Annotated in this window: 18 protein-coding genes; 10 read left to right on the top strand and 8 right to left on the bottom strand. The window is 61.0% G+C overall.

The features are described from left to right. Nucleotides 1-2: 2 nt before the first annotated feature. Nucleotides 3-1,448 (bottom strand): cytochrome ubiquinol oxidase subunit I, encoded by a 1,446-nt coding sequence (locus AB4N48_RS01575; protein ID WP_041477768.1) that lies wholly within the window; start codon nt 1,446-1,448, stop codon nt 3-5. 471 nt (nt 1,449-1,919) lie between these two features. On the opposite strand from AB4N48_RS01575, the gene AB4N48_RS01570 reads away from it, so the two are divergent. The 3 genes from AB4N48_RS01570 (at nt 1,920) to AB4N48_RS01560 (ending at nt 3,836) form a co-directional block, all read left to right on the top strand. Then, nucleotides 1,920-3,155 (top strand): MFS transporter, encoded by a 1,236-nt coding sequence (locus AB4N48_RS01570; RefSeq protein WP_400501154.1) that lies wholly within the window; start codon nt 1,920-1,922, stop codon nt 3,153-3,155. A 100-nt stretch (nt 3,156-3,255) separates the two neighbouring features. After that, nucleotides 3,256-3,534 carry a type II toxin-antitoxin system RelE/ParE family toxin gene (locus tag AB4N48_RS01565; RefSeq protein ID WP_041477766.1) on the top strand — a complete coding sequence of 93 codons (279 nt, stop codon included), beginning with the start codon at nt 3,256-3,258 and terminating at the stop codon, nt 3,532-3,534. A 14-nt stretch (nt 3,535-3,548) separates the two neighbouring features. After that, entirely contained in the window at nt 3,549-3,836 is a 288-nt protein-coding gene (locus AB4N48_RS01560; RefSeq protein ID WP_016773085.1) for a HigA family addiction module antitoxin, read from the top strand. A gap of 4 nt (nt 3,837-3,840) precedes the next feature. Here the strand turns inward: AB4N48_RS01560 and AB4N48_RS01555 are convergent, their stop codons facing one another. Both AB4N48_RS01555 and AB4N48_RS01550 read right to left on the bottom strand, forming a co-directional pair. Beyond that, nucleotides 3,841-4,392, bottom strand: coding sequence for a DJ-1 family glyoxalase III (locus AB4N48_RS01555; RefSeq protein ID WP_056790548.1), 552 nt, complete (start codon nt 4,390-4,392; stop codon nt 3,841-3,843). Between the two features lie 67 nt (nt 4,393-4,459). Further along, complete coding sequence (locus AB4N48_RS01550; protein WP_323621423.1) at nt 4,460-4,906, bottom strand: DUF4879 domain-containing protein; 447 nt, start codon at nt 4,904-4,906, stop codon at nt 4,460-4,462. Between the two features lie 220 nt (nt 4,907-5,126). Between AB4N48_RS01550 and AB4N48_RS01545 the strand changes: the two genes are divergently transcribed. The 4 genes from AB4N48_RS01545 (at nt 5,127) to AB4N48_RS01530 (ending at nt 9,068) form a co-directional block, all read left to right on the top strand. Then, a complete protein-coding gene (locus AB4N48_RS01545) occupies nt 5,127-6,422 on the top strand; it encodes an NCS2 family permease (RefSeq protein WP_460094692.1) in 1,296 nt (431 codons plus the stop codon). Further along, complete coding sequence (gene trmA / locus AB4N48_RS01540) at nt 6,419-7,498, top strand: tRNA (uridine(54)-C5)-methyltransferase TrmA (RefSeq protein ID WP_460094690.1); 1,080 nt, start codon at nt 6,419-6,421, stop codon at nt 7,496-7,498. Before AB4N48_RS01545 ends, trmA begins: the two co-directional genes overlap by 4 nt. Nucleotides 7,499-7,767: 269 nt before the next feature. After that, nucleotides 7,768-8,208 (top strand): type II 3-dehydroquinate dehydratase, encoded by a 441-nt coding sequence (gene aroQ, locus AB4N48_RS01535; RefSeq protein ID WP_460094689.1) that lies wholly within the window; start codon nt 7,768-7,770, stop codon nt 8,206-8,208. Between the two features lie 5 nt (nt 8,209-8,213). After that, complete coding sequence (locus tag AB4N48_RS01530; RefSeq protein WP_056790559.1) at nt 8,214-9,068, top strand: shikimate dehydrogenase; 855 nt, start codon at nt 8,214-8,216, stop codon at nt 9,066-9,068. A 118-nt stretch (nt 9,069-9,186) separates the two neighbouring features. Here the strand turns inward: AB4N48_RS01530 and AB4N48_RS01525 are convergent, their stop codons facing one another. Further along, on the bottom strand, nt 9,187-9,864 hold the full coding sequence (locus tag AB4N48_RS01525) for a TetR/AcrR family transcriptional regulator (protein WP_016773079.1): 678 nt from the start codon (nt 9,862-9,864) through the stop codon (nt 9,187-9,189). Between the two features lie 102 nt (nt 9,865-9,966). Next, on the bottom strand, nt 9,967-11,868 hold the full coding sequence (gene quiC, locus AB4N48_RS01520) for a 3-dehydroshikimate dehydratase QuiC (protein ID WP_460094687.1): 1,902 nt from the start codon (nt 11,866-11,868) through the stop codon (nt 9,967-9,969). Between the two features lie 361 nt (nt 11,869-12,229). On the opposite strand from quiC, the gene AB4N48_RS01515 reads away from it, so the two are divergent. Further along, on the top strand, nt 12,230-13,564 hold the full coding sequence (locus AB4N48_RS01515; RefSeq protein ID WP_041477757.1) for an MFS transporter: 1,335 nt from the start codon (nt 12,230-12,232) through the stop codon (nt 13,562-13,564). A 121-nt stretch (nt 13,565-13,685) separates the two neighbouring features. On the opposite strand, the gene AB4N48_RS01510 is transcribed toward AB4N48_RS01515, so the two are convergent. After that, on the bottom strand, nt 13,686-14,564 hold the full coding sequence (locus AB4N48_RS01510) for a DMT family transporter (RefSeq protein ID WP_041477756.1): 879 nt from the start codon (nt 14,562-14,564) through the stop codon (nt 13,686-13,688). Between the two features lie 390 nt (nt 14,565-14,954). Between AB4N48_RS01510 and ypfJ the strand changes: the two genes are divergently transcribed. After that, nucleotides 14,955-15,839, top strand: a complete 885-nt coding sequence (gene ypfJ, locus AB4N48_RS01505; protein WP_041477755.1) for a KPN_02809 family neutral zinc metallopeptidase — start codon at nt 14,955-14,957, stop codon at nt 15,837-15,839. Further along, on the top strand, nt 15,840-16,793 hold the full coding sequence (locus tag AB4N48_RS01500; RefSeq protein ID WP_258707226.1) for an alpha/beta fold hydrolase: 954 nt from the start codon (nt 15,840-15,842) through the stop codon (nt 16,791-16,793). Nucleotides 16,794-16,926: 133 nt separating this feature from the next. On the opposite strand, the gene AB4N48_RS01495 is transcribed toward AB4N48_RS01500, so the two are convergent. Further along, nucleotides 16,927-17,520, bottom strand: a complete 594-nt coding sequence (locus AB4N48_RS01495; protein WP_460094685.1) for an HAD family hydrolase — start codon at nt 17,518-17,520, stop codon at nt 16,927-16,929. Beyond that, entirely contained in the window at nt 17,517-18,386 is an 870-nt protein-coding gene (gene tesB / locus AB4N48_RS01490) for an acyl-CoA thioesterase II (RefSeq protein WP_460094683.1), read from the bottom strand. The genes AB4N48_RS01495 and tesB overlap by 4 nt, the downstream gene beginning before the upstream one ends. Nucleotides 18,387-18,426: the final 40 nt, after the last annotated feature.

Below are 18,426 nucleotides of genomic sequence, written 5' to 3'. Positions count from 1 at the left end.
AGTCAAATCTCCTTGGTCAAGCGAGTGTTGTCTTCGTGCTCGCCCTCGGCCGGATCGTCGGCTGCGGACAACGGACGCGCCGGGGTGCGTTTCTTGCCTGGACCACCGTCCGGCGTTGCGCTGCCTTCGCTGATCTTCGGCCCTTTGCGCACCAGGCGCATCATGTAGCCGAGACCGGCGCCGAACAGGGCGAAATACACCACTACGAACATGATCAGGGTGATGCTCATCTGCATGAAACTGTGGTTGGACGAAGCATCTGCGGTGCGCATCAGGCCATAGACCACCCACGGTTGACGGCCGATTTCCGTGGTGAACCAACCGGCAAGAATTGCGATCAGGCCGGACGGCCCCATCCACAACGCCAGATGCAGGAACGGCCGCGAGGTATACAGCGAGTCACGCTTGCGCAGCCACAGACTCCACAAACCGGTGAAGATCATCAGGAAACCGAGGCCGACCATGATCCGGAACGACCAGAACACGATGGTCGAATTCGGCCGGTCTTCCGGTGGAAATTCCTTCAGCGCCGGTACTTGTTTATCCAGCGAGTGGGTCAGAATCAGGCTGCCGAGGTATGGAATCTCTACGGCGAACTTGGTGCGTTCCTCTTTCATGTCCGGCCAGCCGAACAGGATCAGCGGCGTCGCTTCGTCGCCATGGTTTTCCCAGTGGCCTTCGATCGCAGCGATTTTTGCCGGCTGATGCTTGAGCGTATTGAGTCCGTGGAAGTCGCCGATAACCGCCTGGATCGGCGCGACGATCAATGCCATCCACATGGCCATCGACAGCATGGTGCGGATCGCCGGGTTGTCTCTGCCGCGCAGCAGGTGCCAGGCCGCTGACGAGCCGACGAAGAACGCCGTGGCGACGAACGCGGCCGTGGCCATGTGCATCAGCCGGTAAGGGAATGACGGGTTGAAGATGATTGCCAGCCAGTCGGTGGGGATCACCTGACCGTTGACGATTTCAAAGCCTTGCGGGGTCTGCATCCAGCTGTTGGAGGCGAGAATCCAGAAGGTCGAAATCAGCGTGCCGATCGCTACCATCACCGTCGAGAAGAAGTGCAGGCCGCGCCCGACCTTGTTCCAGCCGAACAGCATGACGCCAAGGAAACCGGCCTCAAGGAAGAACGCGGTGAGCACTTCATAGGTCAGCAACGGCCCGGTGACGGCACCGGCGAAGTCGGAAAAACGACTCCAGTTGGTGCCGAACTGATAAGCCATGACCAGCCCGGAAACCACGCCCATGCCGAAGTTGACGGCAAAAATCTTCGACCAGAAATGGTAGAGATCGCGGTAGGTGTCGTTGCGGGTCTTCAGCCACAAGCCTTCGAGCACCGCCAGGTAACTCGCCAGGCCAATGGTGATGGCCGGGAACAGAATGTGGAACGAGATGGTGAACGCGAACTGAATTCGGGCGAGATCCAGAGCCTCTAAACCGAACATATGGCTTCCTCTGTCAGGTAATACGGGTAGCTGGCCCGGAGGCCTGCACCACTGCCCCCACGGATATGGAGTGCGGCGAATTCGGATTCGTTCTTTTTCTTGCAACCATCGCAACGCAGGGAGTCTGGCCAAATGGCCGCCAGATCAGTTCCGGTCGGGGTCTTGATCTGGATCAAGCAACGTTGAAAGAGTAGTCCCATTTTTACCAATGAACTGCGTGGTGGTTTGCCGCGTGACAAGTTGCCTCACTCCCCCGTGGCGAGGGGATTTATCCCCGTTCGGCTGCGCAGCAGTCGTCGCTTCCAGCTTTTGGGGCCGCTGCGCGACCCAACGGGGATAAATCCCCTCACCACAGGGTTGATTGTCAGCATGAAAGATCGATGTCTGGCTAACTGAATTGTTTCTCCTAGCAACTTCCTGTTACAGACTGGTGATAATCTCGCCGTTCACTCGCCCAAGACCTGCCTTCAGATGCCCATTCAAGAGCCCCTGCTGTTACGTCACCATCGTCCATTCATGGCCTTTTGGCTGGCGCGGATTTTCACCGCCAGCGGTTTCCAGATGCTCACCGTGGCGATCGGCTGGAATCTGTATCAACTGACCGGCAACGTGCTGGATCTGGGCCTGGTCGGGCTGGTCGAATTCGCGCCGCGGGTGCTGTTCATGCTGCACACCGGGCACGTTGCCGATCGCTATGATCGGCGCAAGGTCGCCGCACTCTGCCAGTCATTGCAGGCATTGATTGCCTTGGCGCTGGCCATCGGCAGCGCCACCGATCACGTCACCCGCGAGATGATTTTCATCCTCGCCTTTCTGCTCGGCGCCGCCCGTTCGTTCGAGATGCCGACGACTCAGGCCTTGCTGCCGAGCATCGTCCCCAGTGCGCTTTTCCCCCGTGCGGTTGCCGCCGCGCAATCGGCGCAGCAGTCGGCCACTATCGTCGCTCCGGCTCTTGGCGGTTTGCTCTATGCGTTCGGCAGCGTCTGGGTCTACGGCCCGACCGTGCTGCTGTACGTGATCGCCTGCACGCTGATGCTCAACCTACCGGCACGCCAGACGCCATTGAATAAAGGCAAAGCCACGCTGGACTCGCTGTTGGCAGGGATTCGCTTCATCCGCAGCCGCCCGGACATCCTCGGAGCGATCTCGCTGGACCTGTTCGCCGTGTTGCTCGGTGGCGCCACAGCGCTGCTGCCGGTGTTCGCCAAGGACATTCTGCTGACCGGCCCGTGGGGCCTTGGCCTGTTGCGCTCGGCGCCGGCGGTGGGTGCGTTGCTGATGTCGCTGTTTCTGGCGCGATTTGCCGTGGAACGCAATGTCGGCCGGGTGATGTTCACCGCCGTCGGCATCTTCGGCGTCGCCACTATCGCGTTTGGTTTGTCGACCTCGTTCTGGTTCTCCCTGGCGGTGCTGGTGGTGCTCGGCGCAGCGGACATGATCAGCATGGTCATCCGTGCCTCGTTCGTGCAACTGGAAACCCCCGACGAAATGCGCGGCCGGGTCAGCGCGGTGAACGGGCTGTTCATCGGCGCATCGAACCAGTTGGGCGAATTCGAATCCGGCCTCACCGCCCACTGGTTCGGCACCGTGCCGGCGGTGGTCATGGGCGGGATCGGCACGCTGGTGGTGACGGGGACGTGGATCAAACTGTTTCCGACGTTGGCGAATCGGGATCGGATGCATGTGCCGGTGGAAGAGAAGGTCTGAGTTTTTTGGAAAAAACTCACCTGCTTAGCACTTATTAAGCGACAACGTGCGGTACATAGTTACCGCACCAGGTGTAATGTATCGCCTTACACTCGCCGCCATGATCAAATCCTTTCAGCACAAAGGCCTTCGTGGCTTCTATGAAACAGGTACGACTCGTGGAATTCGTGCCGACCATGCAAAACGGCTTTCGCGCATGTTGCAGTTCATGGATCGAGCGACGCTTCCCGCAGACCTGGACTTGCCCGGCTGGCGCCTGCATCCGTTGAAAGGTGAGCTGAGCGAATATTGGTCGCTCAGCGTTTCAGGCAACTGGCGAGTGATCTTTCGTTTTGTCGGTTCGGATATCGAATTGGTCGATTATCTGGACTACCACTGACAGGAGGCAGGCTCATGCCCATGCACAACCCGCCACACCCCGGTGAAACCCTGCTGCTGGATGTCTTGCCCGAGCTTGGTATCAGCGTGAGCGAATTGGCCCGGCACCTTGGCTTTGCACGCCCGCATCTTTCGCGCGTACTGCACGGACACGCGCCGATCAGCCCGGATCTGGCAGTACGACTTGAGCGTGCAGGGATCGGCAAGGCGCGCGTTTGGCTAGGCGTCCAAACCGACTACGATCTTTGGCAAGCGGAGCACCGTGAGCAACCAATGATAGAACCCCTCGCAGCCCACGGCTGAACCGTCAGGCCATCAACTCCCCCGCTACCCTCGCCCGCAACGCCTTGCCACCAAGTTGCTCGACCAGGGTCAAGGCAAACTCCAGCGCCGGTCCCGAGCCTTGGGCCGTGATGCAGTTGCCGTCGACCACCACCGCTTGATCAACAAACGTACAGCCTGATAGTTGATGGCTGGCGCCGGGCAGGCAGGTCATGCGTCGCTGGCGCAGCACGCCTGATGCTTGCAGGGCGACAGCTGGAGCTTCGCCGATGGCGGCGAACAGGCGGCCGGCGCTGGCTTGGTCCTTGAGCAATTGCTGCAAGGGTTGATGCGCCGCCAGATGCCGGGAACCGACGGCACCGCCCGGCAGGACAATGAGGTCAAAAGTCTGTGCCAGTACATCGACCAGCATGCCGTCGGCAGTCAGCCGGGTGCCGCGCGCACAGGTCAGCATGCGTCGGCCTTCGATGCTGGCGGCGACCACTTCGATGCCGGCGCGGCGCAGCACGTCGATCAGGGTCACGCTTTGCAAATCGTCGATGCCCTCGGCGAGGGCAATCAGGGCTCTGGAAGTCATGGGCGCTTTCCGCTGGATAGTCAGTCAAGCGTAGTCAGCTTTGTCCCACCCTGTTCGCAGACAGCCGTTACTTGATGTAAAGCTGGGTCGAAAGCGTGTTGCGCGGGGCGTTGATCGAGGTGTTGCTGAAGTTGAAGCTGCCTTCCTGTTTGCCGGCCAGATCGAAGGTATAAAGAGAACCGACGGTTTTGCTACCGGGCGTGCACTCGGTGAGATTGCCATTATCGAAGGCGCACACCGGGCCTCGGGTGCCGTTGACCTCGAAGCCATCCAGAGTCACGTGTGGCTGGTTCTGGCCATAGCCGACTTCCAGCACGAAGACTTTGATATTCGGCCCGCTGTGATTGCATTGGGTTTGCGGCTGGTTATCGGCAATATCTTCCAGGCCGCAGGACGGTGACTGTACTTTGATCACCTTCACCTCGGAGAGTGGCGGCGCCGATGCCGCGAACGCCGGAGCTGTCAGCAGCAGTGCTGCAATCCATCCGAAAATCCTGATCCCGCTGTTGCGCATGCCTGCCCACTCCGAAAAATCAGCGCGCAGTATGGCGCAGTTGTCGGCTGCGCAAAACTTCGCCGACGATCGACACCAACATCCGCCAAATTCCTCACGCGGCTGGTATGATGCGCGGCTTTTTCCGGCCCACGACAATTTTCCAGGCGCTTGCGACGGTCTGTGCTTTGCTGTTGAGGTCGATACATTCACGGCGCCACGCGCGCCACGGGGAGCAGACATGCTGGAAAGGCTGTTTCAACTCAAGGCACACAACACCAACGTGCGCACCGAAATTCTTGCGGGCGTCACGACTTTCCTGGCCATGGCTTACATTCTGTTCGTCAACCCGAGCATCCTCGGCGAGACCGGCATGGACAAAGGCGCGATCTTCGTCGCCACCTGTCTGGCGGCTGCAATCGGCTCGACCGTGATGGGCCTGATCGCCAACTACCCGATCGCTCTCGCTCCGGGCATGGGCCTGAACGCCTTCTTTACCTACACCGTGGTGCTGCACATGGGCCACACCTGGCAAGTGGCGCTGGGTGCGGTGTTCATTTCCGCCGTGCTGTTCTTTCTGCTGTCGATCTTCCGCATCCGTGAATGGATCATCAACGCCATTCCGCTGCCACTGCGCTCGGCGATCGCCGCGGGTATCGGCCTGTTCCTGGCACTGATCGCCCTGCACAATGCCGGCATCGTGGTCAGCAACCCGGCGACCATGGTCGGCCTCGGCGATCTGACCAAACCGGCACCGATTCTGGCCACCGTCGGCTTTGCCGTGATCGTCGCCCTCGAAGCGCTGAAAGTGCGTGGCGCGGTGCTGATCGGCATTCTCGCCGTAACCATCGCCTCGATCGCACTGAACGTCACCGAGTTCGGCGGCATCCTGTCGATGCCGCCGTCGCTGGCGCCGACCTTCCTGCAACTGGACATCAAAGGCGCACTCGACACCGGTCTGGTCAGCGTGATTTTCGCCTTCCTGTTCGTCGACCTGTTCGACAACTCCGGGACCCTGATCGGCGTCGCCAAGCGCGCCGGCCTGATGGGCAAGGACGGCCAAATGCCGAAAATGGGCCGTGCGCTGATCGCCGACAGTACTGCGGCCATGGCCGGCTCGCTGCTGGGTACTTCGACCACGACCAGTTACATCGAATCCGCTGCCGGCGTCAGTGCCGGTGGCCGCACAGGCCTGACCGCCATCGTCGTGGCAATCCTGTTCCTGCTGGCGCTGTTCTTCTCGCCCCTGGCGGCCAGCGTTCCGGCGTTCGCCACTGCGCCAGCGCTGCTGTTCGTCGCCGTGCTGATGACTTCCGGCCTGGCGGAAATAGACTGGGACGACATCACCGTGGCGGCGCCGGTTGTGGTTACCGCGCTGGCCATGCCGTTCACCTATTCGATCGCCAACGGTATCGCCTTCGGCTTCATCGCCTGGACCGCCATCAAGCTGCTGTCCGGCCGTGCCCGTGAGCTGAACCCGGCACTGGTGATTCTGTCGATTCTGTTTGTGATCAAGTTGGGTTGGTTCAACGCATGAGTTTCGATTCCCAAGCCTACGCCGAACAACTCGAAGCCAAGGTCACGCGCTTGCGTGATCTGCTGGCACCGTTCGATGCACCTGCGCCGACGGTGTTTGATTCGCCTCTGCAGAACTTTCGCCTGCGCGCCGAATTCCGCCTCTGGCGCGAGGGCGGCGAACGCCACTACGCGATGTTCTCTCAGGACGACAAACGCACGCCGATCCTTATCGAAGAATTCCCGATTGCCAGCCTGCGCATCAACCAGTTGATGCCGCAGTTGAAGGCCGCGTGGCAAGCCAGTTCAGCGCTGAGCCACAAGCTGTTTCAGGTCGAGTTTCTAACCACGCTGGCCGGCGACGCGATGATCACCCTGTGCTATCACCGTCCGCTGGACGAGCACTGGCATGCGGCAGCAACGAAGCTGTCGGCCGATCTCGGCGTGAGCATCATCGGCCGCTCCAAGGGCAAGCGCGAAGTGCTCGGTCAGGACTATGTCGTCGAGAAACTCGAAGTCGGCGGCCGCACCTTCAGCTATCGCCAGCCCGAAGGCGCGTTCACCCAGCCCAACGGCACGGTGAACCAGAAGATGCTCAATTGGGCTTACGAAGCGCTGGGCGATCGCAGCGACGATCTGCTCGAGTTGTACTGCGGCAACGGCAACTTCACCCTGCCGCTGGCGACGCGCGTGCGCAAAGTGCTCGCTACCGAAATCAGCAAGACTTCGGTCAACGCGGCCCTGAGCAACCTCAGCGAAAACGCTGTGGATAACGTCACGCTGGTGCGTTTGTCCGCCGAGGAGCTGACCGAAGCGCTCAACGAAGTGCGCCCGTTCCGCCGCCTGCACGGCATCGATCTGAAGAGCTACGAATTCGGCAGCGTCTTCGTCGACCCACCGCGCGCCGGCATGGACCCGGACACCTGCGAGCTGACACGACGCTTCGACAACATCCTCTACATCTCCTGCAACCCTGACACCCTCGCGGCCAACATCGCCCAGCTGCATGACACCCACTGCATTACCAAGTGCGCATTGTTCGACCAGTTCCCTTGGACCCATCACATGGAATCCGGTGTGCTGCTGACCCGACGCTAATCGCGGGTAGTTGGTACGAGAAAGCCGTCGTGATTGACGGCTTTTTTGTGGGTGCTCTAAAAGATCGCAGCCTTCGGCAGCTCCTACATGTGGACCGCGGTTATCTGTAGGAGCTGCCGAAGGCTGCGATCTTTTGATCCGTGCGATCACCGAACATAAAACGCCCAGGTCATTTCTGTTCAATTGACCGATGTAACCATCTAGTACATTTTATCTCCACAGGCCGGAACCTCTCGGCCCATGCCAAAAACAATAAGTGGAGTACCCCCATGTCCCCTATCGTTCTGGTGCTTAACGGCCCGAACCTGAACTTGCTTGGCACCCGCGAGCCGGCGACTTATGGTCATGACACCCTGGCCGATATTTCCGCGCTGTGTGGTCGCGCGGCTGACGAGTTCGGCCTGACCGTGGAATTTCGCCAGACCAATCATGAAGGCGAGCTGCTCGACTGGATTCACGCCGCGCGTGGTCGTTGTGCCGGGATCGTGATCAATCCGGCGGCGTGGACGCATACGTCCGTGGCGATTCGCGATGCACTGGTCGCCAGTGAATTGCCGGTGATCGAGGTGCATCTGTCCAACGTCCACGCCCGTGAGCCGTTTCGTCATCATTCGTTTGTTTCCGGCATCGCCACGGCGGTGATGTGCGGGTTCGGCAGCCATGGCTACCGCCTGGCGCTGGAGCATTTCGGTCAGCGGTTGCAGAGGTAAGAACCATGTCGCGTTCCAAGGTGATACTCGCCGGGCTGATCGGCGCCGGGATTCAGGCTTCACGTACACCGGCACTGCATGAGCACGAAGGCGATGCGCAGGGCCTGCGTTATCTGTACCAGCTCATCGACCTCGATCAATTGCACCTCGACAGCACGGCCCTGCACGACCTGCTGCAAGCGGCGGAGCGGATGAATTACACCGGACTGAACATCACTTTCCCGTGCAAACAGGCGGTCATCCCGCTGCTCGACGAATTGTCCCCGGAAGCACGCGGTATCGGCGCGGTCAACACCGTGGTGCTGAAGGACGGCAAGCGTGTCGGCCACAACACCGATTGCCTCGGTTTCGCCGAGGGTTTTCGCCGAGGTCTGCCGGACGCTGCCCTAGAACGTGTAGTCCAGATGGGCGCCGGTGGGGCTGGAGCGGCGGTGGCCCACGCGCTGCTCAGCGAAGGCGTACGGCAATTGACGATTTTTGATGTCGACCGCGAGCGTGCCGAGAGCCTGGCGAACAATCTGAATCAACATTTTGGCGCCGGTCGCGCGCAGGCGGGACGGGATTTGCCCGGGGCGCTGGCGCAGGCCGATGGCCTGGTCAACACCACGCCGATGGGCATGGCCAAGCTGCCGGGTTCACCGGTGCCGGCCGGCTTGCTACGCAAGGCAATGTGGGTCGCGGAAATTGTGTATTTCCCGCTGGAAACCGAGCTGCTGCGCGATGCCCGCGCCTTGGGTTGCCGCACCCTGGATGGCGGCAACATGGCGGTGTTTCAGGCGGTGAAGGCGTTTGAACTGTTCAGCGGCGTGGTGCCGGATGCGCAGCGCATGCTTGAGCATTTTCAGAGCATGAATGGCTGAATTTCAAAGCGGCCCCTGTGGGAGCGAGCCTGCTCGCGAAAGCGGTGTGTCAGTCGCCCTGTTCGTTGACTGAATCGACGCCTTCGCGAGCAGGCTCGCTCCCACAGGGGGGATCGAGTCAGGCCTTCAGGTAGCGCAACACCGATTCGCAGATCATCTCGCGGTGGCGCTGCTTGATGGTTTCGTCCGGCAGGTCGATCTGGAAGATTTCTCCCAGCGTGTGGCGGTTCGACACGCGATAGAAGCAGAACGAACTGATCAGCAGGTGCACGTCCAGCGCATCGATGCCACGCCGGAACAAACCTTCGTCCGCGCCTCGTTGCAGAATCCCGCCCAAGGTGTCGAGGATCGTGTTGTTCAGCGCCTTGATCGCATCGGAACGCTTTACGTACTCGGCGTTGTGGATATTTTCGATGCTGACGATGCGCACGAAATCGACGTTGTGGTCATGGTGATCGAAGGTGAATTCCACCAACCGACGGATCGCCAGCTCGGGCGGCAGCTCGTCCAGGTGCAGGCGGTTTTCCGTGCTGCGAATATCGCCGTAAAGCTTCTCCAGCACCTCGACGTACAACTGCTCCTTGCTGCCGAAGTAGTAATAGATCATGCGCTTGGAGGTGTGGATGCGCTCGGCGATCGCGTCGACGCGGGCACCGGACAAGCCCTGCTGGACGAACTCGACGATCGCCTCCTGCAGAATGTTCTCGCGGGTCTTTTCCGGGTTGTTCTTGCGACTCTTGCGCGGCACTGCGTCGGACTCGACAGCAGCGGCGGAAAGTTCTGAATTCATGGTCATCGCGGGCTCACGGCCATCACTGCACAAGCTGGCGATTATGGGCCGCGCGGGACAGTGAAGGAAGCCGCGCAGCCGGTGTTTAATCCCGCGTTTACGAATTCCCTACAACTTCGCCTGACGCACCGCACCGCTGCGGGATTTGGCCATCGCCGCCAGCCGCACCGCAACGTTGGCCGCGCCGTAGCCGGCATAGCCATTCTTGCGCTGGATGATCTCGAAGAAGAAACGCCCCTCGAACGGCTCGGTGTAGACGTGAAACAACTCGCCGCCCTGGGCGTCACGGTCGTAGAGCACGTTGTAATAGGCCAGTTCGCTGAGAAACTCATCGTCGAAATCGAAACGCGCCGCGAGGTCGTCGTAATAGTTCAGCGGGATGTCCAGCAGCGGCACACCGGCCTCCTTGGCGCGACTGACCTGGGCGAAGATGTCGTCACAATCGAAGGCGATGTGGTGCACACCGGAGCCGCGATAACTCGACAGCGCATGAGAAATGGCGGTGTTGCGGTTCTCGGAAATGTTCAGCGGCAGCCGGATCGAACTGTCGCGGCTGCGCAGTGCGCGGCTCTTCACCAGACCGTACGGATCGGGCAAGACCACTTCATCGTCGGCTTCGAAATCCAGCAGGCTTTTGTAAAACAGCACCCAACTGTCGAGGCTGTCCGCCGGCAGTGCCATGGCCATGTGATCGATACGCTTGAGGCCGCCGCCGGTCTGCGCGTCCGGCAACAGATTGAAATCGGTGCCGTACACGTCGGCGTCCTCATCGACCAGATAAATCAGGCTGCCGTCCGGTGCGCGCACCGCCGCCAGCTCCAGTTCATTCGGCCCGACCAGGCCGCGATAGGGCTGCCCCTTGTAAGCGACCGCGCGGGCCAGCGCACTGGCGCTGTCCTTGACCCGCACCGCCGTGGCGCACAGCGACGGGCCGTGGGCTTCGAAAAAGCTGTGGGCGAACGAATACGGCTCGGAGTTGAGAATCAGGTTGATATCGCCCTGACGCAGCAGGCTGACACTCTTGGAGCGATGCTGCCCGGCCTTGGCGAAACCGAGGCGTTGCAGCCAGTGACTGAGCTTAGCGCCCAGCGCTTCATCGACGGCAAATTCGAGAAATTCCACGCCGTTGTATTCGCTGGCCGGCGGCGTTTCGAAAAGAATCTCACGGTTGGCCACCGGCGCCGCTTCCTGCTCGAGACGCTGACGGGTCTTCTCTTCCAGATACAGCAGCGAGCGCAAACCGTCGGCGGCGTTGGCTCGCGGGGGCGCGGCGCGAAAGCCGTCGTTGAAGATTTCCAGCGACAGCGGCCCGCTATAGCCACTCTTGATGATCGGCGCGAGGAAACCCGGCAGATCGAATTCGCCCTGCCCCGGGAAACAGCGGAAATGCCGACTCCACTCCAGCACATCCATGGCCAGGATCGGTGCGTCGGCCATTTGCACGAGGAAGATCTTGTCGCCGGGAATGTCGGCGATCGCGCTGGGATCGCCCTTTAGCGACAGGGTGTGAAAGCTGTCGAGCAGCACGCCGAGGTTGGAGTGATCAGCCTGACGGACGATGTCCCAGACCTGTTGATAAGTATTGACGTGACGGCCCCACGCCAGCGCTTCGTAACCGATGCGCAAGCCACGGGCGCCGGCGCGTTCGGCCAACAGGCGCAAATCATCGACGAGGATTTGTTGATCGCCGACACTGTCCGGCGAGGCGTTGCTGCAGACCAGCACCAGGTCGGTGCCAAGTTCCTGCATCAGATCGAACTTGCGCTCGGCACGCTCAAGGTTGCGCGCCAGGCGCTCGCGGCGGCAGCCTTCGAAGTCACGAAACGGCTGAAACAGGGTGATGGCGATCCCCAGATCGGCGCACATCTGTTTAATTTCCCGGGGACTGCCGTCGTAGTACAAGAGGTCGTTTTCGAAAATCTCCACGCCGTCGAACCCGGCGGCGGCAATGGCTTCGAGTTTTTCCGGCAGGGTGCCGCTCAAGGAAACGGTGGCAATGGAACGCTGCATGTTTCAACTCCCGGACTGCGCCGCTTTATCTTTACTGTAGGAGCTGCCGAAGGCTGCGATCGTTTGATCTTGATTACCAAAACAGCAAAATCAAAAGATCGCAGCCTTCGGCAGCTCCTACCGGGGAATGGGTTTTTATAGTGAGGGAAATTATTGGCTGCATCCCTGCGCGCAGCAATTTAAAGTGTACTACCCGGTTAGTTTTTCGTGCGATTATCGAACACTAAGGCGATTTGGCGAATTGACGATTTTTTGTTCACTGCCCAACATCGGTTGCACATCGAGTCCGGCCACTAACCACCGGGCAAGGTGTTCGACAGAAAAGAACACCAAATAACAAATCCAAAAACGGGTGGAACACATGATTCCTTCACAGACTTCCCGCATGGCTCCGGCCATGAGCACTGCCACGGGTGGCATTGGCGACAAGATCCGCGGCGCCATGGCCGTCGGCAAGACCCGCTGGGGCATGCTGGCGCTGGTGTTTTTTGCCACCACCCTCAACTACATCGACCGCGCCGCCCTCGGCGTCATGCAGCCGATCCTCGCCAAGGAAATGAGCTGGACGGCGATGGACTACGCCAACATCAACTTCTGGTTTCAGGTCGGCTACGCGATCGGGTTTGTCCTGCAGGGACGCCTGATCGACCGGGTCGGCGTCAAGCGCGTGTTCTTCTGCGCCGTACTGCTCTGGAGCCTGGCCACCGGCGCCCATGGCCTGGCGACCTCCGCAGTCGGCTTCATGGTCTGCCGCTTCATCCTCGGCCTGACGGAAGCGGCCAACTACCCGGCCTGTGTGAAAACCACGCGCCTGTGGTTCCCGGCCGGTGAACGCGCTGTCGCTACCGGCATCTTCAACGCCGGCACCAACGTCGGCGCGATGTTCACGCCGATGCTGCTGCCACTGGTCCTGCATGTGTGGGGCTGGCAAGCGGCGTTCCTGTGCATGGCGGCACTCGGCGGCATCTGGCTGCTGTTCTGGGGCTTGAAGTATTTCAATCCGGAAGACCATCCGACGGTGAAACAGTCGGAGCTCGATTACATCCAGCAGCAAGTCGAACCGGAACAGGCCCGCGTGCCGTTCAGCAAGATCCTGCGCATGCGCGGCACCTGGGCCTTCGCCCTCGCCTACTCGCTGACCGCGCCGGTGTTCTGGTTCTATCTGTACTGGCTGCCGCCGTTTCTCAATCAGCAATACAACCTCGGCATCAACGTGACGCAGATGGGTATTCCGCTGATCATCATCTACGTCACGGCTGACTTCGGCAGTGTCGGCGGCGGGATTCTGTCCTCGTTCCTGATCGGTCGCGGGATGAACTCGATCAAGGCGCGGCTGCTGTCGATGTTGCTGTTTGCCTGCTGCATCATCGGCGTGGTGATGGCCGCCGGCTCGGCGAATCTGTGGGTGGCGGTGGCGGCGATCTCGCTGGCGATCGGCGCGCATCAGGCCTGGACTGCGAACATCTGGAGCCTGGTGATGGACTACACGCCCAAGCACATGATGAGCACGGTGTTCGGCTTCGGCGGCATGTGCGCGGCGATCGGCGGGATGTTCATGACCCAGATCGTCGGCCACATCCTCACCGTTACCAACAACAACTACACGGTGCTGTTCACGCTGATCCCTGCAATGTACTTCCTCGCACTGACGTGGATGTACTTCATGGCACCGCGCAAGATTCCGACCGTCGAATAACCCGCTAAATTGCCCCTGTAGGAGCGGCGGAACGCTGCGATCTTTTGATCTTGCTGTTTAAGATCAAAAGATCGCAGCCTCGTTTCACTCGTCAGCTCCTACAAGGGATCTTTGCTCCCCCCTAGCGCCGGCTCTGCTGCCACGCCGCCGCCAATCCGCTGCAACAGATCACCGCAATACCGATCACCGTCAACCCGCTCGGTGTGTGATTGAACAGCAGCCAGCCCAACAACCCGGCAAAGACGATCTGGCAATAGCCGAACGGCGCCAGCAAGGCTGGTGCTGCGTGACGGAAGGCCTGAGTCAGGAACAGATGCGCCGTCATCCCGCAACTGCCCAGCGCCAGCATCAGCGCGGCATGAGGCAACGTCGGCACCTGCCAGAAGAACGGCACCAGCGCGCTCATCACCAGGGTATTGCACAGCCCGGCGAAGAAGTTGCTGGTGGTCGGGCTGTCCACTTCGGCGAGCTTGCGCGTCAGCAATTGGTAGAAGCAGAAGAACAGCGCCGAGCAGAACGGCAGCAGGATTGCCGGGGTGAACAGTTCGCCGCCCGGGTGGACGATGATCAGCACGCCGATGAAGCCGCAGATCACCGCGATCCACTGTCCGCGCGTCACTCGTTCCTTGAGCAGCGGCACCGATAACGCCGTCACCAGTACCGGCGCGAGAAAGTTGACCGCCGTGGCTTCCGCCAGCGGGATGTACAGCAGCGCCGTGGTGAAAAACAGGCTGGTGCCGAGCAGGCACAGGGCACGGGCGAGCTGCCATAACGGCTTCTTGGTGCGCAGAACGCGCAAACCGGACTGCGGCAGGAAAATCCCCGCCATCAACAAGGTGTGCACCACATAGCGCGCCCACACCACCATCACGATCGGATAAAAACCGGAGAGGTATTTCGACAACGCGTCGTGGCTGGAAAACAGGAACGTCGCCACGACAATCAGCAAGATCCCCTTGAAGGGCTGGTTGACACCGGAGAGCGGGGTGCTGACGGTCATTGGCAATCTCTGAAAAAATACCCGGGCGAGCGTTCGCGCTGGCGGCAATCGTTGTGGCAATCATAGTCGGCCGAGCTTTCAGCAACCGCACAGGTTGCACTCTTCTGCGCCGGGAAACCGCCGCCAGGCAAAACCCTGAGGCAAGATTCCCGCCACTTCGCCGCCCGGCCAGTGTGCAACATCACAGACTGCCGTCGAAACGGCGGGTTCATGAATCGGCAGAAGAAATTCCACTCGGGATTGAATTCACGGCCCGCTCGACCGTCAATACCAGGCCCGCACCATGTGGGCGCGTGTGCATGGACGGACGACCGGACTGGCGCCACACTCACACAGCGGCAACACTCATCACCAGCAGATTCATCACCGGCAATAAAAGAGGATTCCCACATGCTATGGAAAAAAGGCCGACGCAGTGACAACGTCGTCGACGCCCGGGGTGATGACGCAGGCGGTGGCGGCGGCATGCGCTTCGGTGGCGGCAAGGGCCTGAGCCTGACGGCCATCGTGCTGATTGTCGGCATCGGCTGGCTCACCGGCCAGGACCCGATGCAGATCCTCGGCCAGTTGACCGGCCAGATGGACCAACCGGCGCCCTCCTCGCAAACCCGTCAGGCGCCACCGGCCAATGATGAACAGGCCGAATTCGTCCGTTCGATCCTTGGCGACACCGAAGACACCTGGGGTCCGATCTTCCAGCAGGCCGGACGCCAATACAAAGACCCGACACTGGTGCTGTTCAGCAATCGAGTGAACTCCGCGTGCGGCATGGCCACTTCTGCCACCGGCCCGTTCTATTGCCCGGCAGACCAGAAGGTCTATCTGGACATGGCCTTCTTTCAGGAAATGTCGCAGCGCTTCAAAGCCGCCGGCGATTTCGCTCAGGCTTACGTGATTGCGCACGAAGTCGGACACCATGTGCAGACGCTGCTGGGCGTCTCGGCGAAGATGCAGGCGGCGCGTCAGCAAGGCCGGCAGATGGAAGGCGACGGCGGCTTGCTGGTTCGCCAGGAATTGCAGGCCGACTGTCTCGCCGGCGTCTGGGCATACAACGCGCAAAAACGCCTGAACTGGCTGGAGCCCGGCGACATCGAAGAAGCCTTGAACGCCGCCAACGCCATCGGCGATGATCGCTTGCAGCAACAGGGCCAGGGCCGTGTGGTCCCGGACTCGTTTACCCACGGTACGTCAGCGCAAAGGGTGCGCTGGTTCAAAACCGGATTCGCGCAAGGCCAGGTAAGCCAGTGCGACACCTTCGCGGCGAAAACCCTGTAAATGCATAAATGGCTTGTGGCGTTACTGTTCATCGCCGGCACCGCGCAAGCGGCCGGCGTCGACGCGATCAGCGCCGGTCGCCTGCAACTCAAGGCCGGGGAAATGGCAGTGGGCATCGGCCCGGCACCTGAGAAGATCGAGCGGGTGCTGATCGTCATTCACGGTCGCCTGCGCAACGCCGAGACCTACCGCAAAAGCGCGGAAAGCGCCGCCGAACTCGCCGGGCAGACCGCGCACACGCTGGTGATCGCCCCGCAGTTTCTCAATGAAAGCGACGTCACCCTGTATTCCTTGCCGCCGACGGTGCTGCGCTGGCAGGGCAACGAGTGGATGGGCGGCGGCTTGTCCACCGGGCCGAATCCGCTGAGTTCCTACGCGGCGCTGGACGAAATCGTCGCGCGGCTCAGCGACCGCAAACAGTTTCCGGACGTGAAGCAGATCGTGATCTTCGGCCACTCCGGCGGTGGTCAGGTGGTGCAGCGTTACGCCCTGCTGGCCAAGGATCAGCCGGCGCTCAAGGCCAACGGTATTCGCTTGCGCTATGTGGTTGCCAATCCCTCTTCTTACGCGTACTTCAACGAGCAGCGGCCAGTGGCGTTCGACCACGCACAATGCCCGGGCTTCAATCGCTGGAAGTACGGCCTGGCGGACATGCCGGTGTATGCCGGCGGGCAAACGCCGTTGCAGGTCGAGAGCGCTTACGTCAAACGCGAGGTGATTTATCTGCTCGGGCAGCAGGACGTCGACCCGGAACATCCGGCGCTGGACAAGAGCTGCGCGGCCGAGGCGCAAGGGGCTTACCGCTTGATGCGCGGAAAAATGTATTTCGGCTACTTACTGCGCCGGCATCCCGAGGGGGTCAATCAGCGGCTGATTGAAGTGCCTGGGGTCGGGCATGACGGGGATGGCATGCTGACGTCGGCGGAGGGGCAGAAGGCGTTGTTTGATCAGTGAGTTTTCTAATGAATCCACCGGCCCCTTCGCGAGCAGGCTCGCTCCCACATTTGGAATAAATGCCACACTCGGAATGCATTCCCCTGTGGGAGCGAGCCTGCTCGCGAAGGCGTCCGATCAGACAACAACGATCTCAGGCCTGCAGCATCCGCCGCAACTCAACACAATCCTTCGCATGCCAATCGGTCAATTCCGGCCACGGGTTATCCGGCAGATTCACCAACACCGTCCGCGCCCCCGCTGCTCGGCCGCAATCCAGATCAAAGCGGTAATCGCCGACCATCACCATGTCACTGGCCGGTACTTGCCAGGCATCGGCCAGTTTCAGCAAACCGCCCGGATGCGGCTTCGGCGGTGCTTCGTCGCGACCCAGCACATCCTCGACCGCAAAGCAGTCGGCCAGGCCGATCGCCTCCAGCGTGACATGTGCCAGCTCCCGCGCATTGCGCGTGAGGATGCCGAGGCGATAACCGCGCGCATGCAGGTCGCGCACCAGCTCCACAGCGCCGGTGGCCGGGGTCGAGCCCAACGCCAGATCGCGTTCATGCTCGAGCAACCAGGCATGCTTGGCCGCCGCTTCATCCGCTGGCAACGCGGCGAGGTGGGTGAGGATGTCGTCCTCGGGCGGAATCGCCAGTGCCACGCGAATCGCCGCGAAATCATGCACGGCGACAGTCAGCGTGCCGTCCATGTCGAATACCCAATGGCGAACCGCGGTCAGGCTCATGCCCAGTCCTTGCGATGGCGGATCAGACCTTCCTGAGTCACCGAAGCGACCAGTTGCCCGGCGCGGTTGAATACGCTGCCACGGGAAAAACCACGGGAGTTGCCCGCCCACGGGCTGTCCATCGCGTAGAGCAACCAGTCATCGGCGCGCAGATCATTGTGGAACCACAGCGCGTGATCGAGGCTGGCGACCTGCATGTCCTTCTGCCAGACCGACTTGCCGTGGGGCAGCATCGACGTGGTCAGCAGACCGAAGTCCGAGGCATACGCCAGCAGGTATTTGTGCAGCGCCGGGATGTCGGCCAAGGCGCCGTCGGCGCGGAACCACACATATTTGATCGGATCGGCCGGTTGCGGGTTGTACGGGTCTTTTTCGGTAACCGGGCGTACTTCGATCGGTTTCGGGCACAGCAGTTTTTCACGCATGTGCTCGGGAATCAGGTGCGCACGCTGCTGAATCAGTTCCAGCTCCGAGGGCAGGTTTTCCGGGCCGACCACCACGGGCATCTGGCCCTGATGCTCGAAGCCTTTTTCGTCGTACTGGAACGAAGCGCTGCACGTGAAGATCGGGTGGCCCTTCTGGATCGCCGTCACGCGGCGAGTGCTGAAGCTGCCGCCATCACGCACGCGATCAACCGAATAGACCACCGGCAACTTGGCATCGCCCGGGCGCAGGAAATAACCGTGCAGCGAGTGCACGTGGCGCGCCTCTTCCACCGTCTGACTGGCCGCCGACAGCGACTGGCCGAGCACCTGACCACCGAACAACTGGCGGAACCCCAGATCCTGGCTGCGGCCACGGAACAGGTTTTCTTCGATCGGTTCCAGGGTCAGCAGATCGACCAGATCTTCCAGCACTTGGCTCATTCAGACTCTCCTCACACAAAGCAATGGCCGCGCAGTCTTG

The sequence above is a fragment of the Pseudomonas sp. S2_C11 genome, from assembly GCF_054668395.1.
Note: the sequence above shows the minus strand (reverse complement) of the source record. Positions and strands in the feature narration are given on the sequence as shown.